This is a genomic window from Pseudoalteromonas shioyasakiensis (assembly GCF_024518675.1).
In the GTDB taxonomy this organism is placed as follows: domain Bacteria; phylum Pseudomonadota; class Gammaproteobacteria; order Enterobacterales; family Alteromonadaceae; genus Pseudoalteromonas; species Pseudoalteromonas shioyasakiensis_B.
This window is the reverse complement of sequence record NZ_JANIGL010000001.1, coordinates 1,136,661-1,156,770: the sequence shown is the minus strand read 5'-3', so window position 1 is coordinate 1,156,770 and position 20,110 is coordinate 1,136,661. Positions and strand designations below refer to the sequence as shown.

Annotated in this window: 13 protein-coding genes; 6 read left to right on the top strand and 7 right to left on the bottom strand. The window is 40.8% G+C overall.

What is annotated here, in order from left to right; genetic code table 11:
* Window positions 1–9: 9 nt before the first annotated feature.
* The 4 genes from NQT69_RS05055 to NQT69_RS05040 are packed head-to-tail and all read right to left on the bottom strand — an operon-like array spanning window position 10 to window position 6,245.
* Window positions 10–597 (bottom strand): response regulator transcription factor, encoded by a 588-nt coding sequence (locus NQT69_RS05055; protein WP_256826585.1) that lies wholly within the window; start codon window positions 595–597, stop codon window positions 10–12.
* Between the two features lie 32 nt (window positions 598–629).
* Window positions 630–2,051, bottom strand: a complete 1,422-nt coding sequence (locus NQT69_RS05050; RefSeq protein WP_256826584.1) for an HlyD family type I secretion periplasmic adaptor subunit — start codon at window positions 2,049–2,051, stop codon at window positions 630–632.
* Window positions 2,048–4,186 carry a type I secretion system permease/ATPase gene (locus tag NQT69_RS05045; protein WP_256826583.1) on the bottom strand — a complete coding sequence of 713 codons (2,139 nt, stop codon included), beginning with the start codon at window positions 4,184–4,186 and terminating at the stop codon, window positions 2,048–2,050. Before NQT69_RS05045 ends, NQT69_RS05050 begins: the two co-directional genes overlap by 4 nt.
* A gap of 46 nt (window positions 4,187–4,232) precedes the next feature.
* Window positions 4,233–6,245, bottom strand: coding sequence for a TolC family outer membrane protein (locus tag NQT69_RS05040; protein ID WP_256826582.1), 2,013 nt, complete (start codon window positions 6,243–6,245; stop codon window positions 4,233–4,235).
* Window positions 6,246–6,476: 231 nt separating this feature from the next.
* Here NQT69_RS05040 and NQT69_RS05035 point away from each other — a divergent pair, with 231 nt between their 5' ends.
* Window positions 6,477–14,732, top strand: coding sequence for a retention module-containing protein (locus NQT69_RS05035; protein WP_256826581.1), 8,256 nt, complete (start codon window positions 6,477–6,479; stop codon window positions 14,730–14,732).
* 224 nt (window positions 14,733–14,956) lie between these two features.
* Here NQT69_RS05035 and flgN read toward each other — a convergent pair whose 3' ends face one another.
* From flgN to flgA, 3 genes are all read right to left on the bottom strand, one after another.
* Window positions 14,957–15,388, bottom strand: coding sequence for a flagellar protein FlgN (gene flgN / locus NQT69_RS05030; RefSeq protein ID WP_256826580.1), 432 nt, complete (start codon window positions 15,386–15,388; stop codon window positions 14,957–14,959).
* Window positions 15,381–15,695 (bottom strand): flagellar biosynthesis anti-sigma factor FlgM, encoded by a 315-nt coding sequence (gene flgM, locus NQT69_RS05025; protein ID WP_256826579.1) that lies wholly within the window; start codon window positions 15,693–15,695, stop codon window positions 15,381–15,383. The genes flgN and flgM overlap by 8 nt, the downstream gene beginning before the upstream one ends.
* Before the next feature lie 78 nt (window positions 15,696–15,773).
* Complete coding sequence (flgA, locus tag NQT69_RS05020; protein ID WP_256826578.1) at window positions 15,774–16,481, bottom strand: flagellar basal body P-ring formation chaperone FlgA; 708 nt, start codon at window positions 16,479–16,481, stop codon at window positions 15,774–15,776.
* Between the two features lie 138 nt (window positions 16,482–16,619).
* On the opposite strand from flgA, the gene NQT69_RS05015 reads away from it, so the two are divergent.
* The 5 genes from NQT69_RS05015 (at window position 16,620) to NQT69_RS04995 (ending at window position 20,098) form a co-directional block, all read left to right on the top strand.
* On the top strand, window positions 16,620–17,552 hold the full coding sequence (locus tag NQT69_RS05015) for a chemotaxis protein (protein ID WP_087530926.1): 933 nt from the start codon (window positions 16,620–16,622) through the stop codon (window positions 17,550–17,552).
* A gap of 20 nt (window positions 17,553–17,572) precedes the next feature.
* The gene (locus NQT69_RS05010) at window positions 17,573–18,403 is read left to right on the top strand and encodes a CheR family methyltransferase (RefSeq protein ID WP_256826577.1); all 831 of its coding nucleotides are present in this window, start codon (window positions 17,573–17,575) and stop codon (window positions 18,401–18,403) included.
* Between the two features lie 156 nt (window positions 18,404–18,559).
* On the top strand, window positions 18,560–18,970 hold the full coding sequence (flgB, locus tag NQT69_RS05005) for a flagellar basal body rod protein FlgB (protein ID WP_256826576.1): 411 nt from the start codon (window positions 18,560–18,562) through the stop codon (window positions 18,968–18,970).
* A gap of 2 nt (window positions 18,971–18,972) precedes the next feature.
* Window positions 18,973–19,404, top strand: coding sequence for a flagellar basal body rod protein FlgC (flgC, locus tag NQT69_RS05000; protein WP_087530923.1), 432 nt, complete (start codon window positions 18,973–18,975; stop codon window positions 19,402–19,404).
* A gap of 13 nt (window positions 19,405–19,417) precedes the next feature.
* Window positions 19,418–20,098 (top strand): flagellar hook assembly protein FlgD, encoded by a 681-nt coding sequence (locus tag NQT69_RS04995; RefSeq protein WP_256826575.1) that lies wholly within the window; start codon window positions 19,418–19,420, stop codon window positions 20,096–20,098.
* Window positions 20,099–20,110 lie beyond the last annotated feature (12 nt).

Below are 20,110 nucleotides of genomic sequence, written 5' to 3'. Positions count from 1 at the left end.
CTTTTAATGTTAGCTGCCTTTAACGGCTAACATTAGGTGCATACGATCGCGCACGTTTAATTTATTGAGCACAGAGCTCATGTGTTCTTTAACGGTTCTTTCGGTGATTTTTAGTTGCTTAGCTACTTGTTTGTTTGTTGCACCTGTAACTACAATATCAACAACTTGACGCTCGCGTTTGGTTAAGCAGTTTAAGTCACAATCATGTTTGTAATTGATCGGTTGTTCAGATAGAGCGCCGACTAAGTTAGACAATAATTGCCCGGGTAGCCAAATACCACCACTGAGTGTCGTGTCGGCTACTTGCTCAATAATAACCTGACTTGCAAAGGCTTCAACATACCCTCTAGCACCCATTTTTAGTGCGGCACCGAGCTCATTAATATTGAGCTCTTTTGCCATAACGATCACTGGAATGCGGTTTTTGCTATACCTAGCAATTATTTCTAACCATTGTGGCATTCCCGCTAAAATCCAAATTACACTATCAGCTGTAACATGCTTAGGCGCTAATTGTTTGATCTCACAATTAGGATAAGCATTGCTCCAATGTGGAGATACAAGTTCAGCTGTGCTAATAAAGATGTGTGAGCGCATTATAACTCCCGTTTAAGGCTAATGGTTAAGGCTTAGCGTTCAGTCATGGCCAGTGAGGTAGCCCGCAATACAGGTTTGAGTAAGTATTCTAAGACGGTTTTTTTGCCTGTAATTATATCTACCTGGGTTGTCATGCCTGGGATAATGGTAAGGTCATCGGCAAATTGTTTTTTATTGGTTTTTAATTGCACTAAATAAAAAGTGTTATCTCGTTCATCGGTAATTGTATCAGCACTGATCTGTATCACTTCGGCATGTAAACCACCATAAATGGCAAAATCGTAAGCGGTAAACTTTATCATTGCTGCTTGCCCTGGGCGCAGAAAAGCAATGTCTTTAGGCGGTATTTTCGCTTCTACAATGAGTTGATCATCCAGAGGTACTATTTCTAATACGTCACTACCTGGTTGCAGGATGCCGCCGACAGTATTAACCATTAAGCGCTGAACAGTGCCGTTCACCGGCGATCTAATTTCAGTTTGGGTGACTTTATCCGCCAGACCTGATTCAGTTTCTTTAATCGATTCAAGGCGTAATAACGCTTCAGATAATTCATTATTCCATCGATTTATCATCACTAGCTCAACTTCCGCGACTTTATTTTTTGCTTCATTAATGGCTGATAGACTGCGATTTATCACCGCTTTTGTTCTGCTTATTTCACCTTTCAGGTCAATGGCTTGGCGTTCTAAGCGGATGATGTCGATATCAGAAACAGCGCCTGATTTTAATAATGGGCGGGTAACTTGTAGCTCCCGGTATATTAATCGCAGAGCATCAGTATGCTGCTTTAATGCGGCTTGGGCTTCGATATGATCTTGTCGGCGTTGCTCTAATTGGCGCTTATGAATACTGATTTGTTGATCTAATTCTTGTTTATTACTCAGATAAAGTGCCTGCTCATGGATAACTGCATCGGGGGAGTCTATTTTTAGTTGCTCATCAAAAGTTAGAGGCTGCTTTTGCGTAAGTGCTTTTAACCTGGTAACTTTGGCACTGAGAGAGAGTACTTTAGCCTGATTTTCACGAAAACTTGAGATATAGCGAGTAGGATCGATTTTGATTAATACATCACCGACACTAACGACTTGCCCCTCACGTACGTTGATTTGTTCTACCATGCCGCCATCGTAAGATTGTACAAGTTGCAATTTATTGGATGGGATCACTCGTCCTTCACCACGAGCTACCTCATCTAGACTTGCAAACGCAGACCAAACAATTAACAGCAACATACTCAAACATATCAAATATAACAGCAATCGCGCCTGTGCAGGTTGTTGTTGCATTTTTTCCCATTGTGCATCCACTACCCAGTCTTGGTTGTTTGGCGGTGATAACCAATTTTTAAATAAACCATTAAATATTGAAGGTTTGTGGCCTTTGCTGGCTGCTATAGCCCGCTCCATCGACTCGAAGGAACGCTGCTCTAATGGCGGCTTTTTCTCACTCATGAAGCACGCTCCACAGGTGTTTTGTTAAGTGAAGCGATGACTTTATCTTTGGGGCCATCGGCTGATACCTTTCCTTGGTCTAATACAATTATGCGGTCAACAAGTTCTAATAGCGAAGTTCTGTGAGTAACTACAATTAAGGTTTTATCAACACTGTGTTGTTTTAAGCTCGCAATAATTTTTGCTTCACTATTATGATCAAGGGCAGATGTTGGCTCATCTAAAATAAGTATTGGTGGGTCATTTATAAGCGCTCTGGCAATGCCTACCGCTTGTCGTTGACCACCAGATAATAGCCTGCCTTGTTCGCCGACTTGTAGATCAAACCCATCCGGATGAGAATTAATTAATTCAAAAAGTTGGCTTTTTTCGCAGGCAGAAATAATTTGTTCGTCCTTAGCATGCCATGCACTTAGGGTGATATTGTCTTTTAAAGTACCGTAGAACAAAGAAACTGTTTGCGGCACATAACCAATATTGTGTCTCAGTTCGGCTGGGTCAATTTGATGAATGTCGCTATTATCAATAGAAATTGACCCAGATGTTGGTTCGTAAAGCCCTAATATAAGTTTTTCAAGTGTACTTTTACCTGAGCCATTACGGCCTAAAATAGCGACTTTTTCACCTGCTTTTATTGTTATATTAATACCTGATAGCGCATCATTACTTTCATCTGAGTACTTAAAGCGTACGTCTTTAAATTGAATATCGCCTCTTAATATTGGGTGACTTACCCAGTGTTTTCCAGGCGGGCGTTCAACCTCGTTCTCCATGATCTCGTTAAGAGAATGCATAGCTATTGCTGCATGATGAAATTGGGCCAAAACCGCCGCAGATTGCCCGATTGGCCCCATAGCTCGAGACGATAATAAGTAAGCAGCAATTAACCCGCCTTGGGTTAGATCACCATTGATAATGAGATGAACACCGATAATAACAATAATGACGCCAACACATTGTTGAGCCCAGGTGGCCGTAGTTGAAATAGACCCAGATATAAGCCTGCTTTGTGCATTTATACGGGCGATAAATATGGTTGATTTTTCCCAAATAGCTTGGGTTTTACATTCACTATGAAAACTTTTTACGTCTTCAATATTAGTTAGACTTTCAACCAGCGTAGCGTTGCGCATCGAGCTTGCTTTCATTGTTTGTTCAGAAAAAGCTTCTAATTTTCTATGCGCTGCTAATGCGTAACACAGTAAAAATAAAGCGCCTGCAATAATCGGAATACTCAAAGGAACGCCGATTATGGCAATTACTATGATGTATAAAAACACAAAAGGCAGATCCACAAGCGCAACTAAAGTGATTGAACTAAAAAAACTTCTTACAGCTTCAAAAGACTGAATATTACTGGCAAAGGAGCCTGCAGAATTTGGTCTGTTTTTTAATTTCATGCCCAAAACACGTTCCATGATCACTGCCGACACTTTTACGTCTATTCGGCTTGCTGCAAGTTCGACAAAATAGCTGCGTACTAGTCGCAGAGCTAAATCTGCAGTAAGGGCAATTAAAACCCCAATAGCTAAAACCCACAGTGTCTCTGTTGCTTGGTTTGGCACCACTCGGTCGTATACATTCATAACAAATAACGGCATGGCAATAGATAGTAAACCAAGTGCAATCGCTGAAATAATAACGTCTTTATAAAGTGAGCGACATTCTTTGATGACTCCCCAAAACCAGCCATCTTTAGAGAGTTTTTGTAGCACTGGTGAGCGAGCATCAAAGGCAAACTCAGGTTGTGCATAAATAATAATATCAGTCGTATTTTGGCTCAATTGTTCAATACTTAGCTGCACCGCAGAGTCACTTAACTCTGGGTAAATAACTTCCATTGTAGCTGTTTCGGGATCTAAAGAAGTCACCACGCAAGCTTGGTTGTCACTTAGCAATAAAATAGCAGGTAATAATGCCGTGTTTATTTTTGTTAGTGGCTTATTGACCACCTTTGTTTTAAAGCCAATGCGTTTAGCTGCCCGTGAAAAGCCTGAAGGGGTAAGGTTACCTTGTTCGAGAGGTAAACCACTTAATATCGTTTCGCGAGAAAATTCGCGGTCATGGTAATGGCATAAAATAGCAAGACAATCTACTAATACGCCGCCATGGTTTGTTAAATCATCTATTTCCATGTAATGGCCAACGTTGTAATTTAGAGAGTAAAAATGATTAGTCTGATCAGAACCCGTTGCTTGCCGCTAGACCGCCACTGTCGTCGGTAATAATGGCCTCTATGCGGCGGTTAGCGGCATTTGCACGTACAGATATTTCTTGAATTTTAGGAGAGTCAGTACCATAGCCGAGTGATTTGACCCTGCTCGGACTGATGCCGTATTGCTGAGTCAGTATTTGAGCGACAGAGAAAGCCCGTTGCTCAGATAGTTTACGATTATATAATGCAGGCCCTTCTAATGATGCATGGCCTTGTATTTCAACTTTTTTATTTGGATGTTGGCTTAAAAAATCTGCGAGCCTTTGTATTTCTTGCATATATTGCGGACGTACCTCACTGGAATCAGCAGAAAAAGGGATACCAATCTCTACATTGGCAGAATCTTTTTTGTATTTAGTGCAACCAACTTCATCCACTTCTGTAAATGAGGGGGTGGCTGGGCAGTCATCGTTTTCGTTTGCCACTGAATCACCATCATCATCTTGAAAATCGCTCATACTGTTTAATGTGGTATTGAGCGCAGGCGCTTCTAAGTATCGAGGCATTGCAGTCACGCTCATGTAGGCATTATCTTGCATTTTCTTTTTTTGCAAAAAAGCTTGGCGGTTGAGCGTTGCACCTACATCGTATTTTGGGCAAATCGTTTCAGGGTTGTGAGCCAGCGGATCGTCGGTTAAATCGCTTACTTTAGGAAACTTATCTGAGGTAACATTGAGCGTAGGCAAAAGTTTGCCCATTTGCGCTAACATAGTCAGAATTGCCTCTTGGCGTTCATAAAGTGCCGAAATATAAGAGCGTGTAGACTGAAATGATTCGTTTTCTGCATCAAGTACATCTAGCAGCGTTCGTTGGCCAATATCGAATTGATCTTTATAAGCAAATTTTACTTTATTTGATGAACTCTTATGCTGCTCGAGTGCAGGGAGCTTACTTTCGAGTACTCTTACATTGTTATAGGCTATCTGCAGACTTTGCCTGATGTCGATACAAGATTGATCGCGTTGATATTTTGCTACGTTGACCTCTTGATAGGCTTGCTCTAGATTGGCGCTATCTAGGCCGCCTTTATACAGGTTATAGCTGACATCTAAACCAACACGAGCTTCAGTACGTGTTTCATTAAAACCAAGTTCATCACGATCTTGTGTGCCGTAGCGTGCAGATAAATCAACATTAGGGTGAAACGCTGATTTTTGTGATTGGGCATTTGCTTGTTGAGCTGCAATATTATATAGCGATGCATAAAAGTCATAACTATTTTTATATGCTATATCAAGTGCTTGATTAATTGAAATAGGAATACTGTCTTCATTTAGTTTTGCTTCAGTCGTCCCTTTTTGAGGTAGTTCACCAACAACTCTTAAATAGCGAGCGCTCACATCATGCAGGTTGGCGTATTCTGTCATTACATTTGATTGAGCTAATGAGAGCCGGCCACTGATCTGCTCTAAATCGGCAGCGCGAGCAACACCGGCGCCAACACTTTGTTCTATTTGTTGGTATACCGATTCGTGCTCTTTTAAGTTTTGTTGGGCAAGTTCTACAAGGCGTGTAAATTTTTGCACATCAATATAAGCTACACTTGCTTCTAGTGCTACTTGCTCAGCTTGCGACATCATTTCAAAGTAGCGAACAAGCTGCAGTCGCTTGAAACGCTCTACGGTGTTTGACGTTCTAAATCCATCATAGAGCATTTGTCCTAAGGTGAGTTCTGCAGTATTACGGTTATATTCATCTTCAACACCGTAATTGCGTTTTTCATATCCAGCACTCACTGATGCATCAATGGTTGGTAAGTATCCCGATTGTGCTGCATCCACACCGTAGACCGATGCTTTAAATGCATGCCATGCTTGCTGAACCTCAGGGTTATTAGATATCGCTTTGTCTGCAACATAGGTTAAAGGCATGAGCGACGTTTGCTCTGCTTGCACTTTAGGAATAACTCCCAATATGGCTAAAGTTAGGCTAAAAGCTAAAATAGTTTTACTTTGCTTTATGCTATTTTTTCTAATCATTGCATCCTCTTAGATCAGTTATGAGCATCATTGATTAAGTTTTAGACAAAGAAATTAGTTTCTGCAAATCTAATTACGAAGTAGCATAAAAATTAATTTACACCACCTTTTTTGGTCTTAATTTACTCATTCTTTTTTTGTATCCCTGTACTTTGGTCCAGTAGCTCTTTCGTATTATTAGTATAAATTTTAATCTATACAGTCGATTTTCTTAACTAGGTAGGTGGAATCATGGATGCAAATCAATTATTAGTCATTGATATTCAAGGGGCAGTGCAAATAGCTTTAGATGATGGTTCATTTCGTACACTAACCCTCGGTGATACAGTCACAGTGGGTGATACCGTTATTACAGCGACAAGCTCCTCGTTAATATTAGATGTCAAAGGGTTATCACTCTCAATCCCCGCGAATCAAAGAATCCAAATCACACCAGATTTATTGGCACAAGCAGCCCGAGATAACTCTGAAACAACTTTATTTGATGAATCAATTGATGACGTCATTGCTAGTTTAAATGCAGCTGAAACACCACCACAAATTGATGAGCAGAACCCAGACGTTACTGACTTTTTACAGGCTTTAGAAGGTGATGGAGATATCCTAGATGCATTAGATGCAACTGCCGCAGGTGGAAATGCCTCAACAGGTTCTGGTGGGGGAACGTCTTTTGTTACTCTCACCCGGATTGCCGAGGATTTGAGTGATACAACATTATCGTTTGATGATAATTATGAAAGTTTCAATGATGGTATTTTTAGTTTAAGAGACACCACTGATGGTGTACTGCCTGAAACCGACTCTCTAGCATCCTTAGCAATTAATGAGTTAGGTTTAATAAATAATGCACAGCCGTTGATTAGCGGTACCAGTGAAAACTTGGCAGGGCAAATCGTTACGCTTTCAACAACTGACTCCACGGGAGAAACGCAGACACAAACCGTCGTTATTGAAGCCGATGGCACATTTAGTATCTCAGTCGATGAGCCTTTTAGTGATGGTCCGGTAGTCGTTGAGGTAACAACAACAGACACTGATGGAAACCCAATCACAGAAACAATAACAGTTGAAGTAGATACCATCGCACCTTCTATTAGTATTGCTGAATTAACCGATTCAAATCAACAATCACCGGTTATTTCGGGCACAACTCAGGGAGTGGATACTGGGACGAGCGTTTCTGTAACTATTATAGATAATGCAGGTGTTGAGCAGGTATTTATAGTAACGACACAAGCCGATGGTACATGGTCTGTGACACCACAGGCATTGGCTGAGGGAGAGTACACGGTTACAGCAACTGTAACGGACCTAGCTGGTAACTCAGCGCAAGATTCAGCTACTGCCAATATAGATTTAACCGCGCCGAATATCAATCTAACTGAATTATCAGATAACTCAGATGAAACACCTATTATTTCAGGAACAGTAACGGGTGTCGATGCGGGGGCGAGTGTGAGTATCCAACTCATAGATGCATCTGGGAATGAGCAAATTTTTACCGCTATTTTACTTGCTGATGGTAGCTTTGCTATTGAAGTACCCCAAAATATTGCACAAGGTGAATTTACAGTGACTGCATCTGTGGTTGATGCCGCAGGTAATGAGGGTACAGATACCATAACTGGAAACATTGATCTCAGTACACTGACAATTAACATTGCAGATATCGGGGAAACCAATGACACAACTCCTACTATTTCGGGAAGCACTCTAAATGCTCAAGCTGGCGACACTGTAACAATTATAATTACTGGGTTTGATGGCCAAACAGAAACTTTAGTGACTCAAGTAGATGCAAGTGGAGATTGGCAAATAGCTGTAACACAGTCATTAGTAGAAGGTGAATTTACTGTCAGTGCCACACTGGCAGATAGCTTTGGTAACCAAGCGGCAGCCAATGCCACGGGCCTTATTGATACCACGCAGCCTACAATTTTGATAGAGCCTCTTTTCAATTCAAACGACACCACGCCAACTATTACCGGTACCAGTGATGAAATTGGTGCTACGGTTACTTTAACCGTAACGGATAGCACTGGTGTAGTACAAACATTATCCACAACAGTGCTTGCCGATGGCACCTGGTCCGAGGAAGTGCCCAATGCTTTGGCTGAAGGTGGTTTTACCGTTGAAGCGAGTGTAACTGATAGCGCAGGAAACATTGCCAATGACACTGAAACAGGCGGTGTTATTGATACCCAGGCCCCTACACTTGATATTGACCCACTACCAGCAACCAATGACACAACACCAACTATTACAGGTAGTAGTGATGAAATTGGTGCAACTGTAAACTTAACAGTAACGGATAGCACTGGTGTTGAGCAAACACTGAGTGCGACAGTGCTTGCTGATGGAAGGTGGTCAGTTGATGTGATCAATGCATTAGCTGAAGGTGAGTATCAAGTCACTGGTATCATTAGTGATGAGGCTGGAAATACAGCAACAGATACCGAATTAGGAGGCTTAGTTAGTAGTGAACTACCAAGCTTAACTATTGATGAGTTAACCCCAACGAACGACACCACACCAACTATTACAGGTACCAGTGATGAAATTGGCGCTGTTGTGAGTGTTCTTGTTACTGATGCATCTGATGTAGAGCAAAATATTACTGCTACGGTACAAGCCGATGGTACTTGGGCAGTGGATGTACCTACTGACTTAGCTGAAGGGAGATTTATTGTTGAGGCTAGCGTCACAGATACCGCAGGTAATACTGTTAGTGATATTGAAACAGGCGGTGAGATTGATACCCAAGTACCTATCTTTGATATTGACCCTTTATCAGAAATAGATAGCAGTTTGCCAACCATTACCGGAACTAGCGATGAAATTGGCGGGAGCGTTACTTTAACTGTGACAGATGCTGCAGGTGCTTTACAAACCCTGACAGCGATAGTGCAAGCTGATGGTACTTGGTCGGTAGAAGCATCGAATGATTTAGCTGAAGGGGAGTTTCAAGTATCAGGCAGTATTAGTGATGAAGCTGGAAATATTACGAGTGATAGTGAAACTGGAGTAATTAACACAGGAGTATCCACGCTTACAGTCAGTATAGACGAATTAGGCCAAGTGAACGATGTTACACCTGTAATTACAGGGCAAACAAATGCACCTGCTGGTGCTGCAGTCACCATTACGGTTGTTGATTCGCAAGGTTTTGAACAACTAATCACTACGACTGTAGCGGCTGATGGTTCATTTAATGCAGATGTTCTTGCTGACATGGAACAAGGCAGTTTTGAGGTAACAGTACTTGTTTCAAGCCAAGGTCAAAGTGTATCTGCAGTTGCAGTCGGTACAATTGACTCTATCGCTCCGGAGCTTAATATAAATAGTCCTCTTAATGGTAATGATAATACACCATTAATTAGTGGAGGCAGTGATTTAGGAGCTAACCAAACGGTTACAGTTGTCATTGTAGATGCTGATAGTGTAACTCAAACACTGGCTGCTCAAACGGACGCACAGGGTAATTGGCAAGTTACATCAGCAACGTTAGCTGATGGTAATTATATGGTTACTGTAACTGCTCTTGATGCTGCAGATAATCAGGGGCAGGTAACAGCAACAGGAACAATTAAAACATCAGCCCCTATAATAAACCTTGAGTCTTTAGGTTTAGGAAATGATGCAACACCTAGCATTAGCGGTAATACAGATTTACAAGCGGGAGAGAGTGTAAATATCATTATTACTGACAGTAATGGTGATTCATATCAGGTTGCAGCTGTTGTAGATAACAGTGGCATATTTTCTATTGAGTCTCCTTTCTTACCTGAAGGCAATTACTCTATTGAGGTAAGTGCGGGGGATGATTTTGGTAATATCACAACTGTTCAAGGAAGTGGTGTAATAGATACACTTGCTCCGACGATAAGTATTAATTCTATTGGTGCCATTGACAATTTAACCCCAACAATTTCGGGCTTAACAAGTGAGCCTGCCGGTAAAATAGTTCAATTAGAAATTACTGACTCAGAAAATAATACACAGCTTCTAAGTGCACTTGTAAATGAAAATGGGGAGTGGAGTGTTGATGTTACTACGGAGCTTGCTGCCGGGATTTTTGATGTTGTAGCATTGATTGCTGATGATGCAGGAAATGCATCACAAGCCAGCGAGCAAGGTAACTTGATTGCTGATGGCGCATTAATTAACATTAATGATATTGGCACATTAAATGACTCTACCCCAACTATTTCTGGTACTTCAAGCGCAGCAGCTGGCGTCTCTGTATCGATACTTGTTACTGATTCTTTATCAGGAACTCAGAGTTTTAACGCAGCGGTTTTAGCTGATGGGACATGGTCAGCTGATGTGCCACTAGCAATGGCTGAAGGCAGCTTTACTGTTAGAGCAGAAGTCACGGAAACAGGTATTACCAACTTTGACACAGCTGAAGGCTTATTAGATCTTACTTTTCCAAACTTTAGCATCAATGAAATTGGCGAAACTAATGATAGTACGCCCACAATTTCGGGGGAGAGCGATTTAGAAGCTGGAGATGTTGTAAATATAATTTTAAGTTATGGCAATGAACAAGAGTTAAGTTTTAATGCAACAGTGTTAACTGATGGCAGCTGGCGAGTTGCCACACCTCAAGAACTCCCAGAAGGTGAATTCACTGTAGTTGCAACTGTTGAAGATAGCGCAGGAAATAGTGTGAGTGCTAGTGTTACAGGTACATTGGATTTAACTCCTCCAGTTATTACTATAGACCCACTCAGTCCCACTAATGATCCTTCGCCATTGATAAGTGGTACAGCTAATGAGCCTGCAGGTACTGCAGTGACTGTTGAGTTTCAAGATAGCGCTGGGGTTGTACATTCAGTACAAACAACTGTTAATGCAAATGGTGAATGGCAAATACCTGCAGGACAGGATCTCAGTGAAGGTAGTTACACAGTTACCGCGTCGGTAGTTGATACTGCTGGAAATCAGGCTACAGCAAGTACGGGGAGCTTTACTGATTACACTGGCCCTGATTTAGAAATTCAGCCATTACTAACATTATTAGGTCAAGCAGTTGCCATCAATGGTACATCTGATTTACCAGCAGGTAGTGAAGTCACAGTATATCAGCAGCTGTTAAACGGTGGTTTGAATTTGGTTGGTACAGCAATAACAGATAGTAATGGTAATTGGGGTTTGGTCGGCCTGGGCTTGTCGTTATTAAATCTAGCTGGGGTATACGCTGAGGCAACAGATGAATCTGGTAATACTGCAAGTGATACCTTAAATTGGAATGATAATACTCCACCAGTACTTACAATATCAGTTTCAGAACTGACGTCAGATAACACACCGACAGTGACAGGGAGCACAGATATTGCTCCAGGAAAGCAAGTCGAGGTAATTTTTACCGATGATAACGGTGTAAATTATACGCAACAAGTTACAGTTCAAGCTGACGGTTCATTTAATGCAACAGCTCCAACACTTGTTGATGGTGATTTTAATGTAACGGTTCAAGCTATTGATAGTTCTAATTTAGTTACAGAGGTAACCGCAGCTGGTGTAATTGATACACAAGGTCCACTACTAGAGATCAATGAAATCGGCACAATAGGTGATAACACTCCTACCATCAGCGGGCTAAGCTCTGAGCCAGAAGGCAGCCTTGTTAATATACAAGTCACCGATAGTGGTGGTCAAGAAACTGATTATGTCGCAACTGTGAGTGATGGAGGAACGTGGCAATTAGAATTGACTAACCCATTGCCAAATGGTGATTTTGATATCTTTGTGAGTGCTACTGATGGAGCAGGTAATACAGGCTCTGCCGAAATGAGCGGAACAGTAAATTCGGTGCTTGATACAATTGCTATTAATGCAATACCGACATTAAATGATGTTACTCCAACTATCGGTGGTTCAACTACTCTAGAGCAAGGCACTGTAATTAATATTGCTATTACTCAAGATAGTAGTACACAAGTCACTTCAGCAACGGTTGATGCTAGTGGAAATTGGCTTGTTGATGAAAGTACTATGAGTGAATTAGTTGATGGTAATTTTACTGTACAAGCTTCAGCAACCGATCCTGTAGGAAATACGATTAGTACAACGATCAGTGCGGTAATCGATTTAGTTGCCCCTATAATTAATATCACCCCAATCGTGACAGATAATGAAGCTTTACCGGTTATATCGGGAACGTCAGATCTGACTGCGGGTAGTGATATTACTGTCACATTTACAGATATAAATGGTATTAGCCAAAGTGTAATTACACAGGTAGATACAAGTGGCAATTGGCAAGTTCAAGCGACCACAGCGTTACCTGAAGGCGAGTTCACAGTGCTTGCTTCAGCACGTGACGGTGCTGATAACATCGGTACAGATACGGCTACAGGGATAACTGATTACACTGGACCTGCATTAGCAATTAACCCACTATTAAGCGTGCTTGGAATAGCACTTGGAGTAAGTGGGACATCAGATTTACCAGCAGGAAGTGAAGTTGAAGTAACACAAGAAGTGCTTGGTGGTGTTGTTAACTTGCTAGGAACGGCTGTTACAGATGACAATGGTAATTGGAGTTTAGTTGGTTTAAGTATTGGATTACTCAATTTAGCAGGAGTGAATGCAACAGCAACGGATGAATACGGGAACGAAACTACAGCCAGACTTAATTGGAATGATAATACACTGCCAGTGATAAGTGTTGTAGGTGATGTTCTAACATCAGATGATACACCGACAATTACAGGCACGACAGATGTTTCTGTAGGTTCAGATATAGCTATTGTTTTTACCGATGATAATGGTGTTACCTATGCGCAAACAGTTCAAGTGCAAAGCGGTGGTGCTTTTACAGCAACAGCGCCTGTGCTAGTTGAGGGCAGTTATAGCGTTACTGCGACGGTCGAAGAGGATTCTGGTTTAGTAAATACTGCGACGTTCAGTGGCACAATTGATATTACTGCCCCAAGTTTAACGGTTAATGATTTAGGAGTTATCGCTGACAGTACCCCAGTTATTAGTGGCACATCATCTGAGCCTGTGGGAAGTGAGGTCAGTGTATCAGTGACGGATGATAATGGTGCTAATTATAATTACTCAGCGACAGTCGCGGCTGGTGGTTTATGGCAAGTAGAAGTAACAGACCTACTTGCAAATGGAGAGTTTAGCGTTGCTGTAACTGCTGAAGATACAGCCGGAAATATTGGCTTCGTTGAGGTAACGGGGGTAGTTAATGCAAGTATTACAGATACAATAACAATAGACACTATAACAGATACGTCCGAAGATAAACCTCTTATAAAAGGCAGCACGACACTTGCGCAGGGAACTGTAATTTCTATTGTGATTTCTCAAGGAGTTGACGAGCAAACATTAACCTCTGTCGTTGATGCAAGTGGCCAGTGGCAAGTTAATGAAGCCGATATGAATCCATTAATTGAAGGAAGCTTTAGTGTTTCAGCAAGTGCGTTAGATCCTGCAGGGAATACTATTACTGATAGTTTAACCAGCGTGATCGATTTACTGCCAACGATTAGTATTACAACTGATTTGTCTGAGCCCATCTTTGGTGACACTCTTATAATCAATGGAACTTCTAGTGAGCCATATACAGACGTGACGCTTGAGATTTTGATCTCCGGACAATCTCACTCACTGAATATTAAAACAGATGAAAATGGTAATTGGAGTGATCCACTTATGTTTGGTGATGGCATAAACCCTTTGTATGGTGAATTTAATTATTCAGCTTCTATCACCGATAGTAGCGGTAATACTGCAGTGACTACTGTTATAGGTAACCATCCAAATCCAGAGAACTTCTTCGATTTCTCAGTTTTAGATCCAGGAGGAGTTCTGCTAAACCTTTTTGGAGATTATGCCTCTGGAGTAGGGGAACCTGGTAGCACAATTTTTGTAATTAAAAGTGCAGTAGATATTCTTAATTTAAATTTAGTCGACGAATCTGTCATTGAAGGACAGGTAGAGGCAGATGGTACATGGGAAATAGAATTAAATGGACTGACAAGTTTACTTAGCGGCCCATATTATTTTGTAACGATTGAAGATGGGTATTATGTGGTAATTGATAACTCTGATAATATGACAGTAGTTAAAGCTGCTTCTGAGTCGAACAGTGTGAGCCCAGACTCTTCTAATGAGTTAATTGGAGAAGATGTTACTGCAAGTTTGAGTAACTTTAATTTACAAGGAGAGGGGACTGAGCCGCCATCAACATATCAATACCTTGATGAAAGTGTCGACTTAAGTAGGGTGCTTTCGAATGAATCCGTTGGCAATCAAATGTTACCCGCTGAATTATCTATCCAAGATGTACTTAGTGATGCTAACAAGGAGAATGTACTTGCCCTAGATGTTGACAGTGAACAACAAAGTCTTGCGTTTAGTGAAAAGCAGTTATCGGATGCAGAACCAGTCTCGGATGCGCAAAGTCAATCTGAGGAAATGATTAAGAAGTTAATTGAAAGCGGTAATAACCAGATTGATATGTAAGTGAGTTAGCCAATGGAAGTTTGGAAGCGCGAACTCGGTTTCGCGCTTTTCTCTATAGGTTACTTTTTCTTGTGACAAATCTTTATGGTTTTAGAATTAGCAGAAAATAAGTAAGAGTTTAAGTTTTGGTTAATTACTTGAGTGTAGGGATGCAACGTAAGCTTATTGATAGGTAATGAAATTTGGCAAGACAAGTTGCTAAAAATTTTGATTTGAGAAACTTGCTACGCTTTCAAATTATGAACAATTTTACTATTACCTTGAACAACACTACCGCCTTGGTCGTAGGTCACAGAGGTAGGTGCACCAATTAGAATATCTTTGAGTTGTTTAACACTTAATTGCGCTTGGTGTGCTGCGTGTGCGTTAACTTCGTTTTTCTTTTTACACGTTTCTAAATGCTTACGAACAGCAGAAATTAAATCAGACACTTCTTCCGATTTAGAATCATTACTTGCAAGTAAAGTGTTCAGTTCTTTATCAAGGGTTTGGATCTTGCTAAGAAAAGACAGCTTCTGCTTTGCAATATCTTTAAGCCCTTCACCTCGACGTGATGCTATCGCTGTAAGTTCATCATCTAAAACGTCAACCAGTGAAGTTAAACAATTTAACTGCATAGTGAGTTTTGACGCAATCAAACTATTATGATCAGCCATAAACGTCAAACTCAAAAGCAGCTATATTCTTAGCTAATTTTTCAGCGTCGATTTGATATTTACCTTCGCTGATTGCTTTTTTAAGCTCAGCAACTTTATTGCTATCAAAACCTGAAGACTGTTGAGCCTTCTCTTGTAATGACTTTAGCTGTTGTGCTTGCGGCGTTAAACTGACCGAATCGGCCGCTGCTTTTGGTGCAGTAGTTTGTGCCGACTGTGCCTTATTGTTTTGCAAATCAACTTTTTGTTGCTTAGCATTGGCCAACACATTAGGCTGTTGTTGACCCTTATTTACTTGGCTTACCATGATTTTAACCTATACATAATCCAACATATGCCTATTTATCGGCATGCATGATAGATACTTTAGCACAAATTTGAAAATTTAAATATTTACCTGCACAGACTCAACACCGTCTACACGGGCATTTAAAACTTTCCCTGATTTTGCATTTTTTACCCTTACCTGCTCACCTAATGTACCATCCTCAAGGGCTAAACCGGAAGTTTTTATTCTCAACCCCCTAATTGTAGCAAATATAGTGACATTATCACCTTTGCACACCATGCAAATTTGGCTTAAAACAACAGGTAGACCACTTCGAATATTACGTTTACTGCGACTACCAATTAAAACTGATTCATCTTGTAAATGTTGTACTCGAACAAAGTGTTTTGGCCTCATTTCAACACTAAGGTGATGTGCCTCTATTACTGCGCCTCTGGCAAGGTGTTCGGTAGCAACCACAATAGGCTCAAGCTCAGTTATACGAACATGTACGTATTGACTCCACCCTTGAATATCTTCACAGTTAATTTGTACCGTGACTTGCCGGTTAAAAGGAGGCGCTGTTGACACGCTTAATGACGGCGAGCTTGTACAACTGCGATCGGGTATTCTGCTGTCTAACGCAAGTGCATTAATTTGCGTTTGCTCATTATTAATTGGTTGTAATTGATCTCTTATGTATGAGACCGCGAGTGTTTGTAACTTTTCTTTGCTGTATATTTGCCCATATACCGGTGAAACTAGGCATAGGCTAGCAAGAAAATAAAAAACACTGTATCTTCGGCTTTTTTTTAACAAACTCATAATGTTTCGACTATGCTTATGGTTGAAAACAGGGTATATATATTTAGCGTCAATTATTAGACGCTCCCACGATGTAATGTAGATTTAAAAAAAGAAAGCAATAATTGTTCCGTTTTTTAGCTTTCTTAGGAGATTGAAATGGCAGGCATTTTAGACTCAGTTAACCAACGTACTCAGTTGGTTGGGCAAAACCGCCTTGAATTATTATTATTCAAACTAAGAGGGCGGCAGCGCTTTGGTATTAATGTGTTTAAAGTGAGAGAAGTACTGCAATGTCCTCCTTTAACGAATATGCCAAAATCAAACGCGTATATACGGGGTGTTGCTCATATACGTGGGCAAACTATTTCGGTAATTGATTTATCAATGGCCGTTGGTGGTCCTGCTATCGAAAATATTCAAGACAGTTTTATTATAATTGCAGAATATAATCGCTCAGTTCAGGGTTTTTTAGTGGGTGGTGTCGAACGCATTGTAAATATGAATTGGGAAAAAATTATGCCCCCTCCATCAGGGGCGGGTCGTTACTCATATTTAACCGCCGTCACTGAAATTGAAAATGAATTAGTCGAAATCCTCGATGTAGAAAAGATTTTAAATGAAATTTGCCCAGTCAATACAGAGGTAAGTGCGGAAATTGCTAGTGATGGTGAAATCCAAAAAGACTTAGGCGAACGCATTGTATTTATTGCCGACGATTCAGCGGTTGCTCGTAATCAAGTTAAACGTGCACTTGAACCTTTAGGTGTGCAAACTGAATTGGCAAAAAATGGTAAAGAGGCGTTGATCCGCCTTCGAGAAATAGCAGAGCTTGATTGCAAAAATGATATTACAGAACGGGTTGGTTTGTTAATTTCAGATGTTGAGATGCCTGAAATGGATGGTTACACTTTAACCGCAGAAATAAAAGCGGATCCTAAACTAGCTCCTTTGCATGTTATTTTACACACTTCTTTAAGTGGCGTTTTTAATCAGGCCATGATTGAAAAAGTTGGCGCCGATGATTTTATCGCAAAATTCAACCCGGACGAATTAGCTACAGCAGTAAAAAAATGGGTTCATTGTGACTAATTTTGATAGGTGGTGTTACGTTGGAAAATAAACATTTACAGCAAGGCGAGTACGATCAGTTCCGTACATTTTTAGAGCAGCAGTGCGGTATTGTTTTAGGTGATAACAAGCTTTACTTAGTTAAAAGCAGGCTTGCACCTTTGATGGCTCGTTTCAATGTTGAATCGTTGTCTGAGTTAGTCAGTAAAACGCTTAGCCCTCACGAAAGGCAACTACGGGCCGCGGTGGTTGACGCTATGACTACCAATGAAACCTTATGGTTTAGAGATCAATACCCTTTTGACTTATTGCAAAGTAAGTTATTTCCTGAGCACAAAGACTTGCGCAGGCCTCTTAAAATATGGTCTGCAGCCAGCTCTTCTGGTCAAGAACCTTATTCAATTGCTATGTCGGTGGCCGAATTTCAGGCAAAATCTCCCGGAGTGTTGAAGATGGGAGCGCAAATTGTTGGTACTGACATTTCAAATACAATGTTGGACATGTGTAAACATGCAGAATATGACTCCCTAGCTTTAGCGCGGGGGTTATCGGCGGAGCGACGGAAGAAGTTTTTTAAAGATAGCGGCAACGGAATGGCACAAGTCATTGACCCGATTAAAAAGCTAACCAGTTTTAGGCATTTGAACTTACTAGATTCGTATGCATTAATGGGAAAGTTCGATATTATTTTTTGCCGCAATGTACTGATTTATTTTTCACCTGAAGTAAAAGCCAAAATCATTGCGCAATTTGCGCAGGCACTTAACCCGAAAGGGTATTTATTTTTAGGGGCATCCGAGTCGATGTCAGGACTGAGTACCGAGTTTGATATGGTACGCTGTAACCCTGGTATTATTTATCAAAAAAAATAGTTTCCTCAATTAATTATTCTTACTCCTTACATCAAAACGGTGCTGCTTAGCATCGTTTTTCTTTTATATTTAGTAGCTTACTCTTCTTATCTATCACTTTATAAAGTGGCTCATCTTTTGCATTGATTGTCTTAAGTCAATTTTTTGGAGATGGTTATGGCTATCAGTTTTGATAAAGCGTTTGGGGTTCATCCTCATGCAATGTTGATCCGTTCTCAGCGAGCCGAATTATTAGCAACCAATATTGCCAATGCTGATACGCCAGGCTATAAAGCGAAAGATGTTGATTTTGCCTCTGCTTTAAAAGCGGCAAAAAGCCACCAACAAGGCGGCAATAACATGGTAACAACCGATGCTAAACACATTTCTGGTGGCAGCCGTTATGTTGGTAGCAGTGAAATGTTTCGCTCGCCAAATCAAGCAGATACAGGTGATGGTAACTCAGTTGATATACAGGTGGAACGAAACTTGTATACACAGAACTCATTAGAGTATCAGGCAAGCCTGCAATTTATGAGTAGTAAAATTAAAGGCCTTAAAAAAGCCCTCGGTAGTCAAGGAGCCTAAACATGAGTTTATATAACGTTTTTGATATTTCAGGTACCGGTATGAGTGCGCAAAATGTGCGTTTAAATACCACGGCCAGTAACATATCTAATGCTAATACTATTAGCTCAAGCCAGGATCAAACCTATCGAGCGCGCCACCCTGTTTTTGCTGCTGAGCTGACAAAGGCATCAGCGTCGCAAAGTAATCAACAGGGTTCATCTGTTGGCGTTAAAGTACTAGGTATTGTAGAGAGCGATAAGCCACTGCAAATAGAATATAACCCTAATCACCCCAGTGCGGATGAAAATGGGTATATCTACAAACCTAACGTTAATGTTGTAGAAGAAATGGCTAATATGATTTCTGCCTCACGCTCTTATCAAACAAATGTGCAAGTTGCTGATGCAGCGAAGCAAATGCTAAGTAAAACACTGTTGCTTGGGCAGCGGTAATTGAGGAAAAGTTATGAGTAACGATATAACTACAACATCGTCGACTTATTTAGATTCGCTTAAGTGGCAAGAGAATCAAGTATCGACAGAGGAAAAAAGTGATCAGTTAACACAAGAAGACTTTTTCTCGTTGTTAACGCAGCAGCTGTCGTTTCAAGACCCTAGCAATCCTGCTGATAATGATCAGATGATTGCACAAATGACCAGTTTTACTATGGCGGAAGGTATTTCAAACCTCAATAGTAACTTTGAGTCACTTGCTTCATCAATGACTTCAAACTCTGCATTACAAGCGTCAACCTTAGTAGGTAAACAAGCCTTACTCGAATCAGATACATTAGATTTGAATGCAGGCAGTGATGCAAAAGGGACTATCGTAGCTCAAGAAGCCGTTGAAAATTTGACCTTACGTATTGAGGATTCATCAGGACAGCTAGTACGTTCAATCGATTTTGGAGCCCAATCAGCCGGTGCAATCCGCTTTGAATGGGATGGTAAAAATTCTGACGGTGATGATTTACCTGAAGGGGAATACAGTGTTAAAGCTGAAGGCCAAATAGGCGGTGAATTTACTAGCTTGCCTATTGCAACCTTTAAGAATATTGAAAGTGTCAATGTAAATGGCTCTAGTGGAATAATTATTAATACTAAAGAAGGTGCGGTTAGGCTAACTGATATAGCAGAAATCGCGTAAACAATTTTAAAT